At 69.3% G+C, this 17922-nt stretch carries 15 protein-coding genes; 7 read left to right on the top strand and 8 right to left on the bottom strand.

Annotation, left to right across the window (positions count from 1 at the left end; genetic code table 11):
• Window positions 1-46: 46 nt before the first annotated feature.
• Window positions 47-1018: a glycoside hydrolase family 43 protein gene (locus ACFSJG_RS16735; RefSeq protein WP_378486349.1), complete on the bottom strand. Its 972-nt coding sequence runs from the start codon at window positions 1016-1018 to the stop codon at window positions 47-49.
• Between the two features lie 181 nt (window positions 1019-1199).
• Here ACFSJG_RS16735 and ACFSJG_RS16730 point away from each other — a divergent pair, with 181 nt between their 5' ends.
• The 3 genes from ACFSJG_RS16730 to ACFSJG_RS16720 all read left to right on the top strand — a co-directional run bounded on the left by ACFSJG_RS16730 (window position 1200) and on the right by ACFSJG_RS16720 (window position 4058).
• Window positions 1200-1697, top strand: coding sequence for a nuclear transport factor 2 family protein (locus ACFSJG_RS16730; RefSeq protein WP_378486348.1), 498 nt, complete (start codon window positions 1200-1202; stop codon window positions 1695-1697).
• 71 nt (window positions 1698-1768) lie between these two features.
• Window positions 1769-2392 (top strand): TetR/AcrR family transcriptional regulator, encoded by a 624-nt coding sequence (locus ACFSJG_RS16725; RefSeq protein ID WP_378486347.1) that lies wholly within the window; start codon window positions 1769-1771, stop codon window positions 2390-2392.
• Between the two features lie 7 nt (window positions 2393-2399).
• Window positions 2400-4058 carry an FAD-binding dehydrogenase gene (locus ACFSJG_RS16720; RefSeq protein WP_378486346.1) on the top strand — a complete coding sequence of 553 codons (1659 nt, stop codon included), beginning with the start codon at window positions 2400-2402 and terminating at the stop codon, window positions 4056-4058.
• 57 nt (window positions 4059-4115) lie between these two features.
• Here the strand turns inward: ACFSJG_RS16720 and ACFSJG_RS16715 are convergent, their stop codons facing one another.
• Together ACFSJG_RS16715 and ACFSJG_RS16710 are read right to left on the bottom strand one after the other, a co-directional pair.
• The gene (locus tag ACFSJG_RS16715; protein ID WP_378486345.1) at window positions 4116-5039 is read right to left on the bottom strand and encodes a tyrosine-protein phosphatase; all 924 of its coding nucleotides are present in this window, start codon (window positions 5037-5039) and stop codon (window positions 4116-4118) included.
• A gap of 134 nt (window positions 5040-5173) precedes the next feature.
• Window positions 5174-6088: a tyrosine-protein phosphatase gene (locus tag ACFSJG_RS16710; RefSeq protein WP_378486344.1), complete on the bottom strand. Its 915-nt coding sequence runs from the start codon at window positions 6086-6088 to the stop codon at window positions 5174-5176.
• Between the two features lie 229 nt (window positions 6089-6317).
• Between ACFSJG_RS16710 and secG the strand changes: the two genes are divergently transcribed.
• From secG to ppc, 3 genes are all read left to right on the top strand, one after another.
• On the top strand, window positions 6318-6551 hold the full coding sequence (gene secG, locus ACFSJG_RS16705) for a preprotein translocase subunit SecG (RefSeq protein ID WP_007535483.1): 234 nt from the start codon (window positions 6318-6320) through the stop codon (window positions 6549-6551).
• 2 nt (window positions 6552-6553) lie between these two features.
• The gene (locus tag ACFSJG_RS16700; protein ID WP_378486343.1) at window positions 6554-6964 is read left to right on the top strand and encodes a PPOX class F420-dependent oxidoreductase; all 411 of its coding nucleotides are present in this window, start codon (window positions 6554-6556) and stop codon (window positions 6962-6964) included.
• A 74-nt stretch (window positions 6965-7038) separates the two neighbouring features.
• Window positions 7039-9807, top strand: a complete 2769-nt coding sequence (gene ppc, locus ACFSJG_RS16695) for a phosphoenolpyruvate carboxylase (protein WP_378486342.1) — start codon at window positions 7039-7041, stop codon at window positions 9805-9807.
• A gap of 232 nt (window positions 9808-10039) precedes the next feature.
• Here the strand turns inward: ppc and pgl are convergent, their stop codons facing one another.
• The 5 genes from pgl to tkt all read right to left on the bottom strand — a co-directional run bounded on the left by pgl (window position 10040) and on the right by tkt (window position 16604).
• Window positions 10040-10786 (bottom strand): 6-phosphogluconolactonase, encoded by a 747-nt coding sequence (gene pgl, locus ACFSJG_RS16690; protein WP_378486341.1) that lies wholly within the window; start codon window positions 10784-10786, stop codon window positions 10040-10042.
• Window positions 10787-10878: 92 nt separating this feature from the next.
• Window positions 10879-11787 (bottom strand): glucose-6-phosphate dehydrogenase assembly protein OpcA, encoded by a 909-nt coding sequence (gene opcA / locus ACFSJG_RS16685; protein ID WP_378486340.1) that lies wholly within the window; start codon window positions 11785-11787, stop codon window positions 10879-10881.
• Window positions 11788-11806: 19 nt separating this feature from the next.
• On the bottom strand, window positions 11807-13378 hold the full coding sequence (gene zwf / locus ACFSJG_RS16680; RefSeq protein ID WP_378486339.1) for a glucose-6-phosphate dehydrogenase: 1572 nt from the start codon (window positions 13376-13378) through the stop codon (window positions 11807-11809).
• A 5-nt stretch (window positions 13379-13383) separates the two neighbouring features.
• Entirely contained in the window at window positions 13384-14496 is a 1113-nt protein-coding gene (gene tal / locus ACFSJG_RS16675) for a transaldolase (RefSeq protein WP_378486338.1), read from the bottom strand.
• A 5-nt stretch (window positions 14497-14501) separates the two neighbouring features.
• Window positions 14502-16604 carry a transketolase gene (gene tkt / locus ACFSJG_RS16670; protein WP_378486337.1) on the bottom strand — a complete coding sequence of 701 codons (2103 nt, stop codon included), beginning with the start codon at window positions 16602-16604 and terminating at the stop codon, window positions 14502-14504.
• A 396-nt stretch (window positions 16605-17000) separates the two neighbouring features.
• On the opposite strand from tkt, the gene ACFSJG_RS16665 reads away from it, so the two are divergent.
• A partial coding sequence (locus ACFSJG_RS16665; protein WP_378486460.1) for a heme o synthase occupies window positions 17001-17922 on the top strand: 922 nt, incomplete at its 3' end.

Genomic DNA, 17922 nt, shown 5'->3' with positions numbered 1-17922 from the left:
GCGCGGTGGGCGCGTGACCCGACGAGGTCACGCGCCCACCGGCGTTCTAGGCGGGTTCCCTGATCACACTGAAGTGGCGCACCGTCCCGGAGAGGTCCGGAAGCTCGGTCCTCGGCGACCACGTCCGAAGGCCGTCGGAGCTGTCGGAGTAGAAGTACCTGCCCTCGGTGTAGGCGTCGAAATACATCCGCCAGTTGCCGTCGGGCAACTGGACGACGGACGGTCCCTCGACGAGGGAACCCCAGTCACCGGGTGGTACGAACGAGTACGGTCCGGTGACCGACGGTGCGACCGCATGCTCGATGACCTTCTTCGTCTCGTTCTTGGTGAAGGCGTGATAGGTCGATCCGACCTTCACCACGGTGGTGTCGATGTGGTCGGCGCCGATTCCGGCGAGCGGAACCGGTAAACCCCAGATCCGCAGCCCCGGGTCGAGCGCCGTCATGATGTACGGCACGAATCCTCCGCCCGTCGACATCGACAGAATGACGTTGACGCGGTCGCCGTCGACGAACCATTCGGGTGCCCACGCCTTGGTGGTGAACGGCGACAGTGACGGCCCGTCGCTGAAACCGGCGGACCCGGAGGAGCCCGGTGGACTCGCCGAACCCGTGCCGTCACCGGTGCCGGGAAGGAAGGCGCAGCACAGGGGGACCGGCCACGACCCCAGGTAGGTCCAGGTGATCCGGTCGCTGCTGCGCGCGAAGCCGATGTTCGCTCCGTCGACAGTGGTGTAGGTGACGTAGTAGAAGCCGTCGGTGTGCCGGAAGATGCTCGGGTCGCGCACCAGCCCGGTCGGCGGCGCGTACGCGGACAGTTGGAGCGGCTGGAAGTGGGTGGCGTCGCTCGACTCGTACACGTCCATGTGCCGGTCGCTGATGTTGCTGAAGCCGACCATCGTGTAGCGCCACGCAGGCGATTGGGCGCCACCGGTCGCCGGGACAGCGACCAGCAATCCCGCCATCAGCAGGATCACCGTCGAGACGGCGGACACGAGGAATCTGGTCGTCGGCCTCATCAGAGCAGTATCGATGCCGCCCGCGAACATCGCGCAACATGGACGGCGATCGCGGCAGATCGTTACCGAACCGCCTCGCGAGTGCCGACGACGGCGTCGCCGACCGGCCTGCGCGAGGGCCGGAAGCGGCACGAACGGCCCGACCCGGCAAGGGATTCGGGTGTGCTGCACACTGTTCGCCATGAATTCCTGGTTCGCTGCGGGGGCGAGCACCACCTCCGGTGGGCGGTACGTGTTGCGGCACGCGACGCTGAGTCGGTTCGAGCGGTACGTCGTCGCCCTCAATGCCGGGAACCATCGGCCCCTGCTCTCCGCGTACCACCCGAACGCGGTGCTGCGATTTCCCGACGGTGTCCACTCGTGGTCCGGTCTCCACGTCGGCCGTGACGCCATCGAGGCTCTCCTGAAGGGGTATGTCGCCGGGGACTTTCGCGGGGAGATCGCCGAGGTCTACTTCGGCGGCCCGCCGTGGCGGATGACCGCGGTGGTGCGGTTCCACGGACATTCCTCGCAACGGAGTCGCCGGACAGGTCGGCGTTCGAGATTGGTGCTGCTGGTGCGCACCCGCTGGGGTCGGATCGTGGAGCAGGAGGACTTCTTCGAGCACTCCTCCCGCACGGAGGCGTTCGAGGCGAGGCTTCGCGAACTCGGTCTGGACGGTGGCTGGCGCCGCCCGTGAGTGAACTCGTTTCCGGATGACCTCGCACGAATCGGACATGCGAGCGGGTTCGATACATTAATGTATCGAGTATGCCGAGGAGTCGAGCGCACACGCGGGAGCGGCTGCTCGCCGCCGCACTCGACGTGTTCGCCGAGGAGGGCTTCGGCCGCTCTACCGTCGAGCAGGTCTGTGAGCGAGCGGGATACACGAGGGGCGCGTTCTACTCGAACTTCACGTCGCTGGACGAACTGTTCCTCGCGATGTGGGAGGGCAGGTCCGCGCAGATGCTGCGGGCCATCGAGGACGCGGTGGTGGCAGCCGAATCCGACGGAGAGTCTGACGCCGTGGACCTCGACGTCGCCGCCGCGCGGGTGCTGTCCGTGATCCCGGTTGACGACCGGTGGTACCGGGTCACCTCGGAGTTCACCGCCCATGCGTTGCGCCACCCCGAACTCCGGGTGGCCATGGCGGAGCGCGAGGCAGCGATCCAGTCCGTCATCCTGCCCCTCGTCGAATCGGCCCTCGCGCGCGCCGGACGCAGCGTGACGGACCGCAGCGCCCTCGGGCGCGCCCTCGTCGCCGTCCACGACGGCACCACGGCCCAGGTCCTCCTCGAACCGGACCGAACCGACGTCGCCGCCGCCCGCACGGACCTGTTCCTGTGCGTACTGCGGAACTACAGCGAACCCAACAGTCCCAGCGAGAACAAGTGAGGTGCAGATGTCCGAGAACGCAGACGTCATCGTGGTCGGAGGCGGGCTCGCCGGCCTCGTCGCCACGTACGAACTGACCCGCGCAGGCAAATCGGTCCTGGTCGTCGACCAGGAGAACGAGGCCAATCTCGGTGGGCAGGCATTCTGGTCCCTCGGCGGCCTGTTCCTCGTCGACAGTCCCGAGCAGCGCCGGATGGGCATCAAGGATTCCGTCGAGCTCGCGATGCAGGACTGGATGGGCAGCGCCGCCTTCGACCGCGACCGCGAGGACCACTGGCCGCGGCAGTGGGCCGAGGCCTACGTCAACTTCGCCGCCGGTGACAAGCGGTCCTACCTGCACGAACTCGGCCTCCGTGTGATGCCGAACGTCGGGTGGGCCGAGCGTGGTGGCGGACTTGCCACCGGACACGGCAACTCGGTGCCCCGCTTCCACATCACCTGGGGCACCGGCCCGGAGGTCGTGCGGGTGTTCCGGGAACCGGTGCTGGAGGCGGCTGCCCGTGGACTCGTCACCTTCCGGCACCGGCACCAGGTGGACGAACTGATCGTGGAGAACGGCGCCGCGGTCGGAGTGCGCGGAACCGTGCTCGCGCCGTCGCACGAACCGCGCGGCGTGAAGTCGAACCGGGACGCGGCGGGCGAGTTCGAACTGCGCGCGCAGGCCGTCGTCGTGACCTCCGGCGGCATCGGCGGAAACTTCGATCTGGTCAAGGAGAACTGGCCGACCGCTCGGCTCGGGCCTGCCCCGGAGCGGATGGTGACCGGCGTCCCGGCACACGTCGACGGCCGGATGCTGGGCATCACCGAATCCGCAGGCGGCAACATCGTCAACCGCGACCGCATGTGGCACTACACCGAGGGCATCGCGAACTGGGATCCGATCTGGCCGAACCACGGCATCCGCATCATCCCCGGACCGTCGTCGCTGTGGCTCGACGCGACCGGAAAGCGGCTTCCGGTCCCGCTGTTCCCCGGCTACGACACCCTCGCGACGCTCAAGCACATCGTCGGCACCGGACACGACCACACGTGGTTCGTCCTCACGCAGTCGATCATCGAGAAGGAGTTCGCACTGTCGGGTTCCGAACAGAACCCGGACATGACGGGCAAGGACCTCAAGCTTCTCCTCGGTCGCGTCAAGAAGGGCGCGACCGGGCCGGTCGAGGCATTCAAGCAGCACGGCGAGGACTTCGTCGTGCGCGACAACCTGCGCGACCTCGTCGACGGGATGAACGCGATCAACCCTGGACCCCCGCTCGACTTCGAGCAGATCGAGCGGGAAGTCGTCGCCCGGGACCGCGAGATCGACAACACCTACACCAAGGACATGCAGATCATGGCCGTGCGCAACGCCCGCACGTACACGATCGACAAGGTGATCCGCGTCGCGAAGCCGCACAAGCTGCAGGATCCCGCGCAGGGCCCGATGATCGCGGTCCGGCTCAACCTGCTCACCCGCAAGACGCTCGGCGGACTCGAGACCAGTCTCGACTCGCAGGTGATCCGGCCCGACGGCACCGCCTTCGACGGGCTGTACGCGGCCGGTGAGGTCGCGGGGTTCGGCGGCGGCGGCGTGCACGGCTACAACGCGCTCGAGGGCACCTTCCTCGGTGGCTGCATCTTCTCGGGTCGCGCCGCCGGACGCGCCCTCGCCCGCAACCTGTAGAGCATCGCGCCCGTGAGCGGACGAGATCCGCTCACGGGCGCGATGGTGTCCGGTCGATCAGCCGACGAGCTTCGCCTTCAGGGCACCGATCGTCCCCGTCGACAGTCCGAGGCCGGTGGTGAGGTAGTTGTCGACGGCGCCGAAATCGGCTGTGAGCTGGTCGATTCCGGCCTGCAAGTAGCTCGCCTCGACGCCGACGAGCGGTCCGAAGTTCTCGGCTACCGCGTCGCCCTGGGTCTGGCGCAGGTACGCGAGTGTCTTCGCCATGGACTCGGCCGTGTACTCGTTGGTGAGCAGGTAGTCGTCCATGATCGTCTGCGCGTCGACCCCGGCGATCGTGAGCAACAGGTAAGACGTCCAGCCGGTGCGGTCCTTGCCTGCGGTGCAGTGGAAGACCTGCGCGCCGTCGGTCTCGGCCAGCGAGGTCAGCAACTGCGCGAACCCGGCGCGCTCGACCTCCCCGGTGACGAAGTCGCGGTTCATCTTCCGCATCTCCTGGCGGGCGTCCTCGGGCGAGTGGATGCGGGCGACGAGTTCGTTCACGTTCCCCGCGAGAATCGGGATGTTCACGTACGCCACCCCGGCGGGAAGCCGGTCGGCCTTCTGGGCGATCTCGTCGGGACCGCGCAGATCGTAGGCCGTCGTCAGACCGACGGCCGACAGCGTGGCGAGGTCCGCGTCGTTCGGGACGATCGCGTTGGACCGGTAGAAGACGCCCTTGTGGACGGTGCCGCGCGGCGTCGCGTAGCCCGCGCCGGTGCCCGCGACGTCGCGGAAGTTGTCGACGGTCGCGAGCCGGGGAGCGTCGGCGACCGGGGCGACGCTCCCCGCCGACGAGGCGGTGTCGAGCAGGCCGGCCAGTGCAGGCGGGACAGCGGGCTCGGCTATTGCGACGCCGCTGCCGGCGAGCAGCGTGCCTGCGGCGAGGAGGAGTGCGGCGGGGACTCGGGGAATGAGACCGTTCTTCGTGGTGCGGGACATTCTCGGACCTTCCGTCGGTGGGCGATGTCGATCGGGAAGGTAGCCACGGCCCGAATGCCGGACGTACCGGTTCTCCCGCGGAGCAGGAGAACCGGCCCGTATGTCCCACTCAGTGGGTGGTTCCGCGGTTCCGTTCAGCTGACGAGCTTCGCCTTCACAGCGGCCACGGTCGCCGCGGACAGGCCGAGGCCGGTGGTGAGGTAGTTGCCGACGGTGCCGTAGTCGGCCGTGAGCTGGTCGATGCCCGCCTGCAGGTAGGAGGCCTCGACGCCCATCAGTGGCGCGTAGATCGCGGCCGCGGCCTCGCCCTGGGTCCCCTGGATGTACGCCACGGTCTTCGCGATGGAGTCCTTGCTGTACTCGTTGGTGAGCAGGTAGTCGTCCATGATCGTCTGTTGGTCGACGCCTGCGATGCTGAGCAGCAGGTACGAGGTCCAGCCGGTGCGGTCCTTGCCCGCGGTGCAGTGGAAGACCTGCGCGCCCTCGGTCTCGGCGAACGAGGTCAGCAACCGGGCGAACGACCCTCGCTCGAAGTCGCCGGTGACGAAGCTGCGGTTCGCCTGCCGCAACATCTCCCGGGCGTCGTCCGGGGTGTGAATGCTGTCCATGACGCTGCCGGTGCTCGTGTTGCCGGACATGATCGGCATGTGGACCCAGGTCGCGCCCTCGGGCAGACGGTCCGCCTTCGCGGCGATCTCCTCGTCGCTGCGCAGGTCGTAGACCGTGGAGATGCCGAGGTTTCCGAGGGTGGCGAGGTCGGCGTCGCTCGGGGAGAGGGCGTTCGAGCGGAAGAAGACGCCCTTGTTCACGTTGCCGGTCGGCGTCGCGTAGCCGGTTCCGGTGCCCGCGACGTCGCGGAAGTTGTCGACGCTGGCGAGGCGCGGTGCGTCGGGGGCGACGGTGGTGCTGCCGGCGGCGGAGGAGGCGGTGTCGAGCAGGCTCGCGACGGCCGGGGGGAGGGCCGGGGCAGCGGTGGCCAGGCCACTGCCGGCGAGGAGGGTGGCGCCGGTGAGCAGGAGCGCGGCCGGGATGCGATGAACGCGAGACATGGTGACCTTTCACGAAGCGGATGGTGCGAGGCGGAAAGGTAGTTGCAGTCTGCAAACGAAATTCGACGCGGAGGTGACGAGCTGTCGACCATTCGGGGAGCGAAGGTTACGAGTTGCATCCTCGGGGTGGTCCGCACGTGATTCGGGACACCGTGTGTCGAGGTCGCGCGCGGACGGTAGGCTGGGGCGGCTTGTGACCACACCCGACCGAAGGGCAGCGACCGCCGAGATGAACCTCTTCCTGGACATCCTGCTGGTGATCTCCAGCCTCCTGCTGATCCTGCTGGTGCTGCTGCACCGCGGCAAGGGTGGCGGTCTGTCCAGCCTCTTCGGTGGCGGTGTCCAGTCGAGCCTGTCCGGCTCGACCGTCGTGGAGAAGAACCTCGATCGGCTCACCGTGTTCACCGGCCTCATCTGGCTGATCGCGATCCTCGGCATCGGCCTCGAGATCAAGTTCAGCTGACGATGGCCGACCTGGTCCGTGCCTCCGCTCTCCCGGAGGCCGGCGTCGCGTTCGTCGACGCCCCCGAGTTCGCCACTCTCGCGACCGTCGAACCGGACGGCCAACCGCAGCTGTCGGTGATCTGGATCACGCGCGACGGCGGTGACATCCTCTTCTCCACGGTCAAGGGGCGCCGCAAAGCGGCCAACCTCGAGCGGGACCCGCGCGCGACCCTGCTCGTGTACCCAGGGGACAGGCCGTACAGCTATCTCGAGGTTCGGGGCACCGTCACCTTCACCGACGACCCGGACGGATCGCTCATCCACGAGCTCGCCCGCAAGTACACCGGCGCGGAGCGCTGGGAGAAGGACGAGCCGGGTACCCCGCGGGTCATCGGCAGGCTCACCCCGGATCGGGTCGTCTTCAAGGCCTGACGGGCGCCACGTGCCCGCCTGACGAGGGCTCGGCTCGCACTGCGTGCCGGGCCACCCGCCCCGATACTGGGGCGATGACGACGCAGCAGCGCTCCGACATCTCCCGCGCGGCCACCGAACCACTGCGCGAGGACATCCGACTGCTCGGCGGAATCCTGGGCGACATCGTGCGCGAACAGGCCGGGCCGGAGGTGTTCGACCTCGTCGAACGGGCCCGGGTCGAGTCGTTCCGGGTGCGTCGCTCCGAGATCGACCGCGCCGAGCTCGCCACCCTCTTCGTCGACGTGGGAGTCGACTCGGCCATCCCGGTGATCCGGGCGTTCAGCCACTTCGCGCTCCTCGCGAACCTGGCGGAGGACCTGCACCGTGAACGCAGGCGGATGGTGCATGTCCGTGCAGGCGAGCCGCCCCAGGACAGCAGTCTCGCCGCCACCTACGCGAAACTCGATGCCGCACAGCTCGATCCCGAAGCAGTGGGCGAGGCGCTGTCCGGCGCGCAGGTGGTGCCCGTCATCACGGCCCACCCGACCGAGACGCGTCGTCGGAGCGTCTTCGAGATCCAGAGCCGGATCACCGAGCTCATGCATCGCCGGGCCCATCCGGAGCGTGACCCGGCGGAGATCGACCTGGAACTGCGCAGACAGGTCCTTGCCCTGTGGCAGACCGCGCTGATCCGACTTTCGCGGCTGCGCATCCAGGACGAGATCGAGGTCGGGCTGCGCTACTACGACGCCGCGCTGTTCGAGGTGGTGCCGCGGCTCAACGCGTCGCTGCGGCAGGAACTCCGCCGTCGCTGGCCCGACGCCGGGCTGCTCCCGGAGCCCATGCTGCGCACCGGATCCTGGATCGGCGGCGACCGCGACGGCAACCCTTTCGTCACGGCCGACGTCGTGCACCGCGCCACCCACCGCGCCTCCGCGACCGCGCTCGACCGGCACCTGCACGACCTCGAACGCCTCGAACAGGAACTGGCGATGTCCGCTCGGCTGGTGACCGTCTCGCCGGACCTCGCCGCCCTCGCCGACGCGTCCGGTGACGAGAGCCCGTCCCGGGCGGACGAACCGTATCGCCGCGCCATCCGGGGCATGCGGGCCAGACTGACCGAGACCGCGATCGCGATCCTCGGTGACGACACCGCCCGCCTGTCCTCCGCGGCGCTCACCGACACCGGACTCGATCCCTACCGGGCGCCCGACCGGCTGCTCGCCGATCTCGGGGTGATGGACGCGTCGCTGCGGTCGCACGGTGACGACGTGATCGCGGATGCGCATCTCGCCACCCTTCGGGAATCGGTGCAGGCCTTCGGTTTCCACCTTGCAGGACTGGACCTGCGGCAGAACTCCGAGGTGCACGAGGAGGTGATCGCGGAGCTGTTCGCCTGGGCGGGCGTGCATTCCGACTACCGCTCGCTCGACGAGAGCGCGCGGGTGGCGCTGCTCGCAGCCGAACTCCGCACCCCACGCCCACTCACGCGACCCGGCACCGAGTTCGGCGAACGCACCACCTCCGAACTCGCCATCCTCGCCGCGGCCGCGGCCGCCGTCGACGACATCGGGCCCGGCGCGATCCCGAACTGCATCATCAGCATGTGCACCTCGGTGAGCGACATGCTCGAGGCCGCCGTGCTGCTGAAGGAATGCGGCCTGCTGGTTCCCGGATCGGACCGCCCGGCACCCAACGTCGTTCCCCTGTTCGAGACCATCGAGGACCTGCGCGGGGGAGCGGCGACGCTGCGCGCGGCGCTGGCGGTGCCCGAGTACCGGGCACTCGTCGACGCCCACGGCGGCCTGCAGGAGGTGATGCTCGGCTACTCGGACTCGAACAAGGACGGCGGCTACCTGGCCGCGAACTGGGCGCTGTACCGCGCCGAGCTCGATCTCGTCGAGGCGGCCAGAGACACCGGAATCCGGTTGCGGCTGTTCCACGGTCGCGGCGGCACGGTCGGTCGCGGCGGCGGGCCGAGCTACGAGGCGATCCTCGCGCAGCCTCCGGGGGCGGTCAGCGGGTCGCTGCGGATCACCGAGCAGGGCGAGGTGATCGCCGCCAAGTACGCGCAGCCGCCGATGGCCCGGAGGAACCTCGAGGCGCTACTGGCCGCGACGCTGGAGTCGACTCTCCTCGACGTGGAGGGACTCGGCGCCGACGCCGACGACGCCTACCGGCTGCTCGACGACCTGGCCGAGCGCGCCCGCGTCGCGTACAGCGCACTCGTCCACGAGACACCGGGGTTCGTGGAGTACTTCACGACGTCCACCCCGGTCGCCGAGATCGGGGCGCTCAACATCGGATCCCGGCCCGCGTCACGCAAACCGACACGCGCGATCACGGACCTGCGCGCGATCCCCTGGGTGCTGTCGTGGAGCCAGTCCCGGGTCATGCTGCCCGGCTGGTACGGAACCGGGACGGCGTTCGAGAGCTGGGTCGCCGACGACCCGGCCCGGCTGGCGACGCTCACCGACCTCTACGAGAGGTGGCCGTTCTTCCGGACTGTGCTGTCCAACATGGCGATGGTGATGGCGAAGTCCGACATGGGTCTCGCGGCCCGGTACTCCGAGCTCGTTCCCGACCCGGACCTACGGGCACGGGTGTTCGGGAGGATCACCGAGGAGCACGCACGGACGGTGCGCATGTACCGGGAGATCACCGGGAACGACTCGCTCACCGCGGACAATCCCGCGCTGGAGCGGTCCATCTACAACCGGTTCCCGTACCTCGAACCGCTCAACCACCTGCAGGTGGAACTGCTCCGCAGATACCGGGCCGGGGACGACAGCGACCTCGTCCGCCGCGGCATCCAGCTCACGATGAACGGCCTCGCCACTGCGCTCCGCAACAGCGGATAGCCCGACCGCGGAACCGGATCGCCCGCCTGCGCGTCCAATCCAGCAACACGAACTGGAGGGAGCGCACGGTGGATCAGTGCACGAGCGGCATACAGGTGCGTTACGGGCTGCGAGCGGCGGCGGCCCGGTCCGGACCGCGGTCCGCACCGCTCTTGCACCGCCGCGCCCTCGGGGAGTCGCAGCCTCGGGCCGAGGACCCGTGGGACGCGACGCCGGAGGACGCGGCGGGGGACTAGGGCGTGAGGTTCGCGGCTGCCGCCTTGTCGAGGAACCACACCGTCTCCTCGGCGCCGAGGGCACCGGCAGACGGGACGTCCACCGGATCCGCGCCGCCGATCGCAGCGGCGGTGGCCTCCGCCTTGTCGGCGCCGGCGACGAGCAGCCACACGCGCCGGGACCGCTGAACGGCGGGCAGCGTCAGCGTCACTCGCTCCGCGGGCGGCTTCGGGGAATCGGTCACCCCGACCACGTACCGGGCCTGTTCGCGCACGGCGTCGGTCTCCGGGAACAGCGAGTTGACGTGTCCCTCGCCGCCCATACCGAGCAGGTGGACGTCGAAGTCGGGAATCGGGCCCTCGGTGGCGTGCGCCGCGAGCAGGTGTTCGTAGGCGTGCGCCGCGGCGTCCGGATCGCCGGCGTACGCGCCGTCCCCGTAGGGCATGGGATGCAGGCGAGCCGGGTCGACGGGAACGTGATCGAGCAGCGCCTCGTGGGCCTGGACCTCGTTGCGATCCGGATGTCCGGCGGGGACGAAACGCTCGTCCCCCCAGAAGATGTCGACCTTCGACCAGTCGATCTCGCCGGAGTCGGCGCGCAGTGCCCGAAGCACCCCGATTCCGTTGCCGCCGCCGGTCAGGACCACGGAAGCGGTGCCCCGCGCGGCCTGCGCGTCCACGATCACGTCGATCAGCTTCGCTGCCGCCGCCTCGACCAGCGCTGCGGAATCGTCGTAGGTCTGCACGGTCACGGATTGAGTCATGGATCCACCCTAGGCGTTGCGCCGCGTCAGGTGGAGGACCGTTCACGAGCCGAACGATCACCGCTCGGCGAGGAGCCGCGCGGCCCGGGACGCTACTCCCAGATCACCCGTTCCAGGCCCGCCAGCGCAGCCCGGTACACCTCGTCCGGGTCCAGTCGACGCAGGTCCTCCGCCAGGCAGTCGCGGGTCTCCCTGCGGGCCAACGAGACCAGTGCGTCGGGCGCTCCGGTCCGGCTCAGCGTCGCGGTCTTGCCGAGCTGCGGACGGCTCAGCGAGATCGATTCCGTCTCCCGGTGCAGTTCGATGTGCAGGTCGCCCGTCCGCCGCCGGACAGGCCCGTCGATACGGCTCGCCAGCCACCCTGCGATCAGGTCGACCGCCGGTTCCTGCCCCAGGCCCGACACCGTCGCCGACAGCACGTTCTCGTGCGGTGGCTGATCGACCGCCGCGGTGAGCAACGCCCGCCACGGGGTCGCGCGCGCCCATGCGAGATCGGTGTCGCCCGCGGTGTACGTGCCGAGCAGTGACCTGATGGTCGCCGCCGGGTCCGCGGCACCGGTCGCGTCGGTGATCCGGCGAACGGCCAACCTGCCCAACGGATCCTGTGCGGGTACTGCGGGCAGTCGGTCCGGCCACCACGCGACCACCGGGGTGTCGGGGAGCAGGAACGGAATCACGACGCTGTCCTCGTGCCCGGCCAGTTCCCCGTAGAGCCGCAGCACCACGACCTCGGAGGCGCCTGCGTCGCCGCCGACGCGGATCTGTGCGTCCAGCCGCGTCTCGACCTCCCGGTCGCCGCGCGTCACCACGATGACGCGACACGGATGCTCGCGGCTCGCGTCGTTCGCCGCCGAGATCACCGACTCGGCGTTGCCGTCGTCGTCGGTGCTGACCACCAGCGTCAGCACCCGCCCGAGAGTGACCGCGCCGCCGGTCTCGCGCACCTCGACCAGCTTCTTGTTCACGGCGCCCGTCGTGGTGGCGGGAATGTCGATGATCACGGGTGGACCACTCCTGTCGTCACGGTCGTCGCCACTCGCGTCCCGAGCGGCGCAGCATCTCCTGCGCCGACGGCGGACCCCAGGTGCCGGCCTCGTACGGCTCCGGCCTCCCGGACGCAGCCCAGTGGTCGAGCACGGGGTCGAGGATCTTCCAGGAGAGTTCGACCTCCGCGTTCGCGGGGAACAACGACGGCTCGCCGAGCAGGACGTCGAGGATCAGTCGTTCGTACGCCTCCGGGGAGGACTCGGTGAACGCCTGGCCGTAACTGAAGTCCATGTTGACGTCCCGGACCTCCATCGAGGAGCCGGGAACCTTGGAGCCGAATCGCATCGTGACGCCCTCGTCCGGCTGGACGCGGATCACCAGCGCGTTCTGGCCGAGTTCCTCGGTCATCGTCTGGTCGAACGGCAGGTGTGGTGCCCGCTTGAACACGACGGCGATCTCGGTGACCCTGCGGCCCAAGCGCTTTCCGGTGCGCAGGTAGAACGGCACGCCGGCCCAGCGGCGGGTGTCGACCTCGAGGGTGATGGCGGCGAAGGTCTCCGTGGTGGAGTCCTTCGAGAAGCCCTCCTCGTCGAGCAGTCCGACGACCTTGCGGCCACCCTGCCAGCCGCCGGAGTACTGCCCGCGGGCGGTGGTCTCGTCGAGGGGCTGCGCGAGCCGGGTTGCGGAGAGCACCTTGATCTTCTCCGCCTGCAGCTCCGACGGCTCGAAGCTGACCGGCTCCTCCATCGCGGTGAACGCCAGGAGTTGCAGCAGGTGGTTCTGGATCACGTCCCGCGCGGCGCCGATGCCGTCGTAGTAGCCGGCGCGGCCACCGAGGCCGATGTCCTCGGCCATGGTGATCTGGACGTGATCGACGTAGTGGGAGTTCCAGATCGGGTCGAACAGTTGGTTCGCGAACCGCAACGCCAGGATGTTCTGGACCGTCTCCTTGCCGAGGTAGTGGTCGATGCGGAACACCGAGTCCTCGGGGACGACGGCGTTCACGACGTCGTTGAGTTCCTTCGCCGACTCGAGGTCGTGACCGAACGGCTTCTCGATCACCACCCGCCGCCACTGGTCCTCACCGGGCCGGGCGAGCCCGGACCGCGACAGCTGCTCGCACACGGTGGGGAACGCGGCCGGTGGGATCGCGAGGTAGAAACCGTGATTGCCCCCGGTGCCGCGCTGTTCGTCCACGGCCGCGAGGGTCTTCGCGAGCTCGTCGAAGGCTGCCTCGTCGTCGAAACTGCCCTGGACGAAACGGATTCCCTCGGCGAGGCGCTCCCACACCACCTCGCGGAACTCGGTGCGTGCGTGGTCGCGCACCGAGTCGTGCACGACAGCGGCGAAGTGCTCGTCGGTCCAGTCCCGCCGGGCGAACCCGACCAGGGTGAACCCGGGCGGCAGCAGTCCCCGGTTCGCAAGGTCGTATACGGCGGGCAGGAGCTTCTTGCGTGCGAGGTCGCCGGTGACGCCGAAGATCACCAGGGAGCACGGACCCGCGATGCGCGGCAGCCGCTTGTCACGTTCGTCGCGCAACGGGTTGACCCACTGCGCGGGTGTCGTGCCGGTTCTCGGCCGCGGAACGGCGCCCGTGCCCCCCACCGTGATCAGCCTGCTGCGGAGAGGGACGCGGCGGTTGCCTCCAGGAGTTCGTTCCAGGAGACCTCGAACTTGTCGACGCCCTCCGACTCGAGCTTGTCGAAGACGTCGACCAGGTCGATCCCGGCCGCGGAGACCGCGTCGAAGACCTCCTGCGAGGCGGCCGCGGTGCCGGAGATGGTGTCGCCGGTGACGACACCGTGGTCGGCGACCGCGTCGAGGGTCTTCTCCGGCATCGTGTTCACCGTGTTGGCCGCGACCAGCTCGGTGACGTACAGCGTGTCGGGGTAGTCCTGGTTCTTCACGCCGGTCGACGCCCACAGCGGCCGCTGCACCCGGGCACCGGCCTGCGCGAGCGCCGCGAACCGGTCACCGGACTCGAACACGTCCTGGTAGGCCGCGTAGGCGAGGCGGGCGTTGGCGACGCCGGCCTTGCCGCGCAGAGCCAGGGCGGCGTCCGTTCCGATCTTCTCCAGGCGGGCGTCGATCTCGGTGTCCACCCGGGACACGAAGAAGGAGGCGACCGAGTGGATGGTGGACAGGTCGTGGCCCGCCGCCTTCGCCGACTCCAGGCCGGCGAGGTAGGCGTCGATCACGACCTTGTGCCGCTCGACGGAGAAGATCAGCGTCACGTTGACGCTGATGCCCTCCGCGATCACCCGGGTGATCGCGGGCAGGCCCGCGAGGGTGGCCGGGATCTTGATGAGCAGGTTCGGCCGGTCGACGATCTTCCACAGCTCGATCGCCTGCGCGACCGTGCCGTCGGTGTCGTGCGCGAGCCGCGGATCGACCTCGATGGACACCCGGCCGTCGACGCCGCCCGACGTCTCGTACTGCGGCGCGAGCAGGTCGCAGGCGTTGCGCACGTCGTCGGTCGTCAGCGCGCGGACGGTGTCGTCGACGTTCGCGCCGCGGCCCGCGAGCTCGTGCAGCTGAGCCTGGTACTCCGGGCCCTTGAGCGCGGCCTGGAAGATCGACGGATTCGTCGTCACACCGACGACGGACTTCTCCGCGACCAGCTGCGCGAGGTTGCCCGTCTCCAGCCGGTTGCGGGACAGGTCGTCCAGCCACACCGAGACACCGGCGGCGGACAGGTCGGCGAGGTTCTGGTTCTGTGTCATGGCGATCAGCCCTTCACTCGATCGAGGGTGCGACGGGCCGCGGCGACGACGTTCTCCGCCGTGAACCCGAACTCGCGGAAGAGGGTCTTGTGGTCCGCGGACGCGCCGAAGTGCTCGATGGAGACGGCCTCACCGGCGTCGCCGAGCAGTCGCCACCACGGCATCGCGATGCCTGCCTCGACGGAGACCCGGGCGCGGGTCGCGGGCGGCAGCACTTCGTCGCGGTACGCCTGGTCCTGCTGGGCGAACCAGTCGAGGCAGGGGACCGACACCACGCGGGTGCCGATACCGTCGGCCTCGAGCGCCTTGCGGGCCTCAACAGCCAGGTACAGCTCCGAGCCGGTGGCGAGGAGGATGACCTCGGGCGTGCCGGTGGACGAGTCCTCCAGCACGTAGGCGCCACGCTTGACGCCCTCGGCCGCCCGCTCCTTGGTGCCGTCGAGAACGGGGATGTCCTGACGGGTCAGGGCCAGCGCGGTCGGACCGGTGGTGTTCTCCAGCGCGTAACGCCAGGCCTGCGCGGTCTCGTTGGCGTCGCCCGGGCGGACCACGGACATGTTCGGGATGGCGCGCAGCGCGGCGAGGTGCTCGATCGGCTGGTGCGTCGGGCCGTCCTCGCCGAGACCGATGGAGTCGTGCGTCCACACGTAGACGGACGGCACACCCATGAGTGCCGCCAGGCGAACCGCCGGGCGCATGTAGTCGCTGAAGACCAGGAACGTGCCGCCGTAGGGGCGGGTCGGGCCGTGCAGCGCGATGCCGTTGAGGATCGAGCCCATCGCGTGCTCGCGGATACCGAAGTGCAGCGTCCGGCCGTAGGGCTGCGCGTTCCAGTCCTTGGTGGAGATCGACGTCGGGCCGAACGAGTCGGAACCGTCGATCGTGGTGTTGTTGCTGCCCGCGAGGTCGGCGGAACCGCCCCACAGCTCCGGCAGGATCGGGCCGAGCGCATTGAGGACCTTGGCCGACGCCTTGCGGGTCGCGGCACCCTTCGCGTCCGGCTCCCAGGTCGGGAGGACGTCCGTCCAGCCCTCCGGGAACGCTCCCGTCTGCAGGCGGTCGAACAGCGCCTTGCGCTCGGCCTCACGCCCGGCCCACGCGTCGAAGGCGGTCTGCCACTCGGCGCGGGCCGCCTCCCCGCGGGTGACGACCTCGCGGGCGTGTGCCAGCGCAGCCGGATCGACGTCGAAGCTCTTCTCGGGGTCGAAGCCGAGGGCCTTCTTCACCCCCGCGACCTCGTCCGCGCCGAGCGCGGCGCCGTGCACGTCGCCGGTGTTCATCTTCGTCGGGGCCGGGTAGCCGATGATGGTGCGCAGGATGATGATCGACGGCTTGTCGGTGACAGCCTTCGCGGCCTCCGCGGCCTCGATGATGGCGGTGACGTTCTCGCCGCCCTCGACGCGCTGGACGTGCCAGCCGTACGACTCGTAGCGCTTCGCGACATCCTCGCCGAACGCGATGGCGGTGTCGTGCTCGATGGAGATCTCGTTGTCGTCGTAGAAGACGATCAGGTTGCCGAGCTGCTGCACACCCGCGATCGAGGACGCCTCGGCGGTGACGCCCTCCTGCAGGTCGCCGTCGGAGGCGATCACGTACACGTGGTGGTCGAAGGGGCTGGTGCCCGCGGGGGCGTCGGGATCGAAGAGACCGCGCTCGCGACGCGCGGCCATCGCCATGCCGACCGCCGAGGCCAGGCCCTGACCGAGCGGGCCGGTGGTGATCTCGACGCCCGTGGTGTGACCGAACTCGGGGTGACCCGGCGTCAGCGAACCCCAGGTGCGCAGCGCCTCGAGGTCGGCCAGCTCAAGGCCGTACCCCGACAGGTAGAGCTGGATGTACAGAGTGAGGCTCGAGTGCCCGCAGGACAGGACGAAGCGGTCGCGTCCGACCCACTCGGCGTCCGCGGGATCGTGCCGCATCACCCGCTGGAAGAGGGTGTACGCGAGCGGCGCCAGGCTCATCGCGGTGCCCGGGTGGCCGTTGCCGACCTTCTGCACGGCGTCGGCGGCCAGGACACGAGCGGTGTCGACCGCCTTCGTGTCCAGGTCGGTCCAGTCGGCGGGATGCGCAGGCTGGGTGAGGACGCGGATCTCGTCTGTGGTCGACACGAGCTTCAAGTCTCCTGACATAGGTGAACGGCGACGCGGGACGTTCGCGGCGACCCCGACCTCGGGTCGGAATCATGGGACCGCGAACCCGTGACGCGAACCCGAGGCTGTTCGCCTCGCGTTCTCGACGGGTTCGAATCCAAGCGTAGTTCCGAGACAACAGTAGTGCTCGGGTGCAGACCGGTCGATCCGGTGTCCACCGGCGCGCCTCGTCGTGGTGCCCGGTTCGGTTCTGGTCGGCTCGCCGTCTACCATCGGGTGTAGTAGTGCTCCGGACCCCGCTGCGCGGAGTGCCACCGGAGCGGCAGACGCTGGCGCGAGTACGGCCGACCCGGCCGGGTCGTGAAACCGGGCCCCCGCGGCACGGCCCGAGAAGTAGGAGAAACGGTGCGGATAGTGGAGCGTGGCGGACACGGTCTCGCCGGAGCCCCCGATGCCACCCCATCCACCAGGTCGGACACCGTCTGGGGTCGGATCCTGGGGACGATCCTCGCGTACCTGGCGCTGACCAAGCCGCGAGTGATCGAACTCCTTCTGGTCGCGACGATCCCCGCGATGCTGCTCGCCGACCGCGGTACCGTCGACTTTCCGCTCATCCTCGCCACCCTGTTCGGTGGCTGGATGGGTGCGGCGAGTGCCAACGCACTGAACTGTGTGGTCGACGCCGACATCGACAAGGTGATGAAGCGCACCGCCCGCCGGCCACTGGCTCGGATGGCGGTGCCCACGTCGCACGCGCTGATCTTCGGACTGGCCCTCGGTGTCGCATCCTTCGGGTGGCTGTGGTGGGCGACGTACCCGCTGGCCGCGATCCTCATCGCGATCACCATCGCGTTCTACGTGCTCGTCTACACGATGGTGCTCAAGCGTCGGACCTGGCAGAACGTCATCTGGGGCGGCGCCGCGGGATGCATGCCCGTGATGGTCGGCTGGGCCGCGGTCACCGGCAGCATCAGCTGGGAACCGATCGTGCTGTTCCTCGTCATCTTCTTCTGGACTCCGCCGCACACCTGGGCGATGGCCATGAGGTACAAGGAGGACTACAAGGCCGCGGGCGTGCCGATGCTCCCGGTGATCGCCACCGAGGAACGCGTCACCAAGCAGATCCTCGTCTACACCTGGCTGACCGTCCTCACCACACTCGTCCTGGTGCCCGCCGCGGGCGTCATCTACGCCGCGGTCGCGTTGGTTGCCGGTGCGTGGTTCCTGCTGATGGCGCACCAGCTCTACGCCGGCGTCCGCCGTGGTGAGCAGGTCAAGCCCCTGCGGCTGTTCCTGCAGTCGAACAACTACCTCGCCGTCGTGTGCGTCGGACTCG

Source organism: Rhodococcus gannanensis (assembly GCF_042681175.1).
GTDB classification, from domain to species: Bacteria; Actinomycetota; Actinomycetes; order Mycobacteriales; family Mycobacteriaceae; genus Rhodococcus_G; species Rhodococcus_G gannanensis.
This window is presented reverse-complemented; position numbering and strand designations above follow the sequence as displayed.

What these genes read in the sequence shown, in the direction of transcription:
- ACFSJG_RS16720 (WP_378486346.1), top strand. Translation starts at nt 2,400, where the DNA reads ATGTCCGAGAACGCAGACGTCATCGTGGTCGGAGGCGGGCTCGCCGGC.
- ACFSJG_RS16700 (WP_378486343.1), top strand. Translation starts at nt 6,554, where the DNA reads ATGGCCGACCTGGTCCGTGCCTCCGCTCTCCCGGAGGCCGGCGTCGCG.
- ACFSJG_RS16730 (WP_378486348.1), top strand. Translation starts at nt 1,200, where the DNA reads ATGAATTCCTGGTTCGCTGCGGGGGCGAGCACCACCTCCGGTGGGCGG.
- ACFSJG_RS16735 (WP_378486349.1), bottom strand. Translation starts at nt 1,018, where the DNA reads ATGAGGCCGACGACCAGATTCCTCGTGTCCGCCGTCTCGACGGTGATC.
- ACFSJG_RS16715 (WP_378486345.1), bottom strand. Translation starts at nt 5,039, where the DNA reads ATGTCCCGCACCACGAAGAACGGTCTCATTCCCCGAGTCCCCGCCGCA.
- ACFSJG_RS16710 (WP_378486344.1), bottom strand. Translation starts at nt 6,088, where the DNA reads ATGTCTCGCGTTCATCGCATCCCGGCCGCGCTCCTGCTCACCGGCGCC.
- ACFSJG_RS16725 (WP_378486347.1), top strand. Translation starts at nt 1,769, where the DNA reads ATGCCGAGGAGTCGAGCGCACACGCGGGAGCGGCTGCTCGCCGCCGCA.
- secG (WP_007535483.1), top strand. Translation starts at nt 6,318, where the DNA reads ATGAACCTCTTCCTGGACATCCTGCTGGTGATCTCCAGCCTCCTGCTG.
- tal (WP_378486338.1), bottom strand. Translation starts at nt 14,496, where the DNA reads ATGACACAGAACCAGAACCTCGCCGACCTGTCCGCCGCCGGTGTCTCG.
- ppc (WP_378486342.1), top strand. Translation starts at nt 7,039, where the DNA reads ATGACGACGCAGCAGCGCTCCGACATCTCCCGCGCGGCCACCGAACCA.
- pgl (WP_378486341.1), bottom strand. Translation starts at nt 10,786, where the DNA reads ATGACTCAATCCGTGACCGTGCAGACCTACGACGATTCCGCAGCGCTG.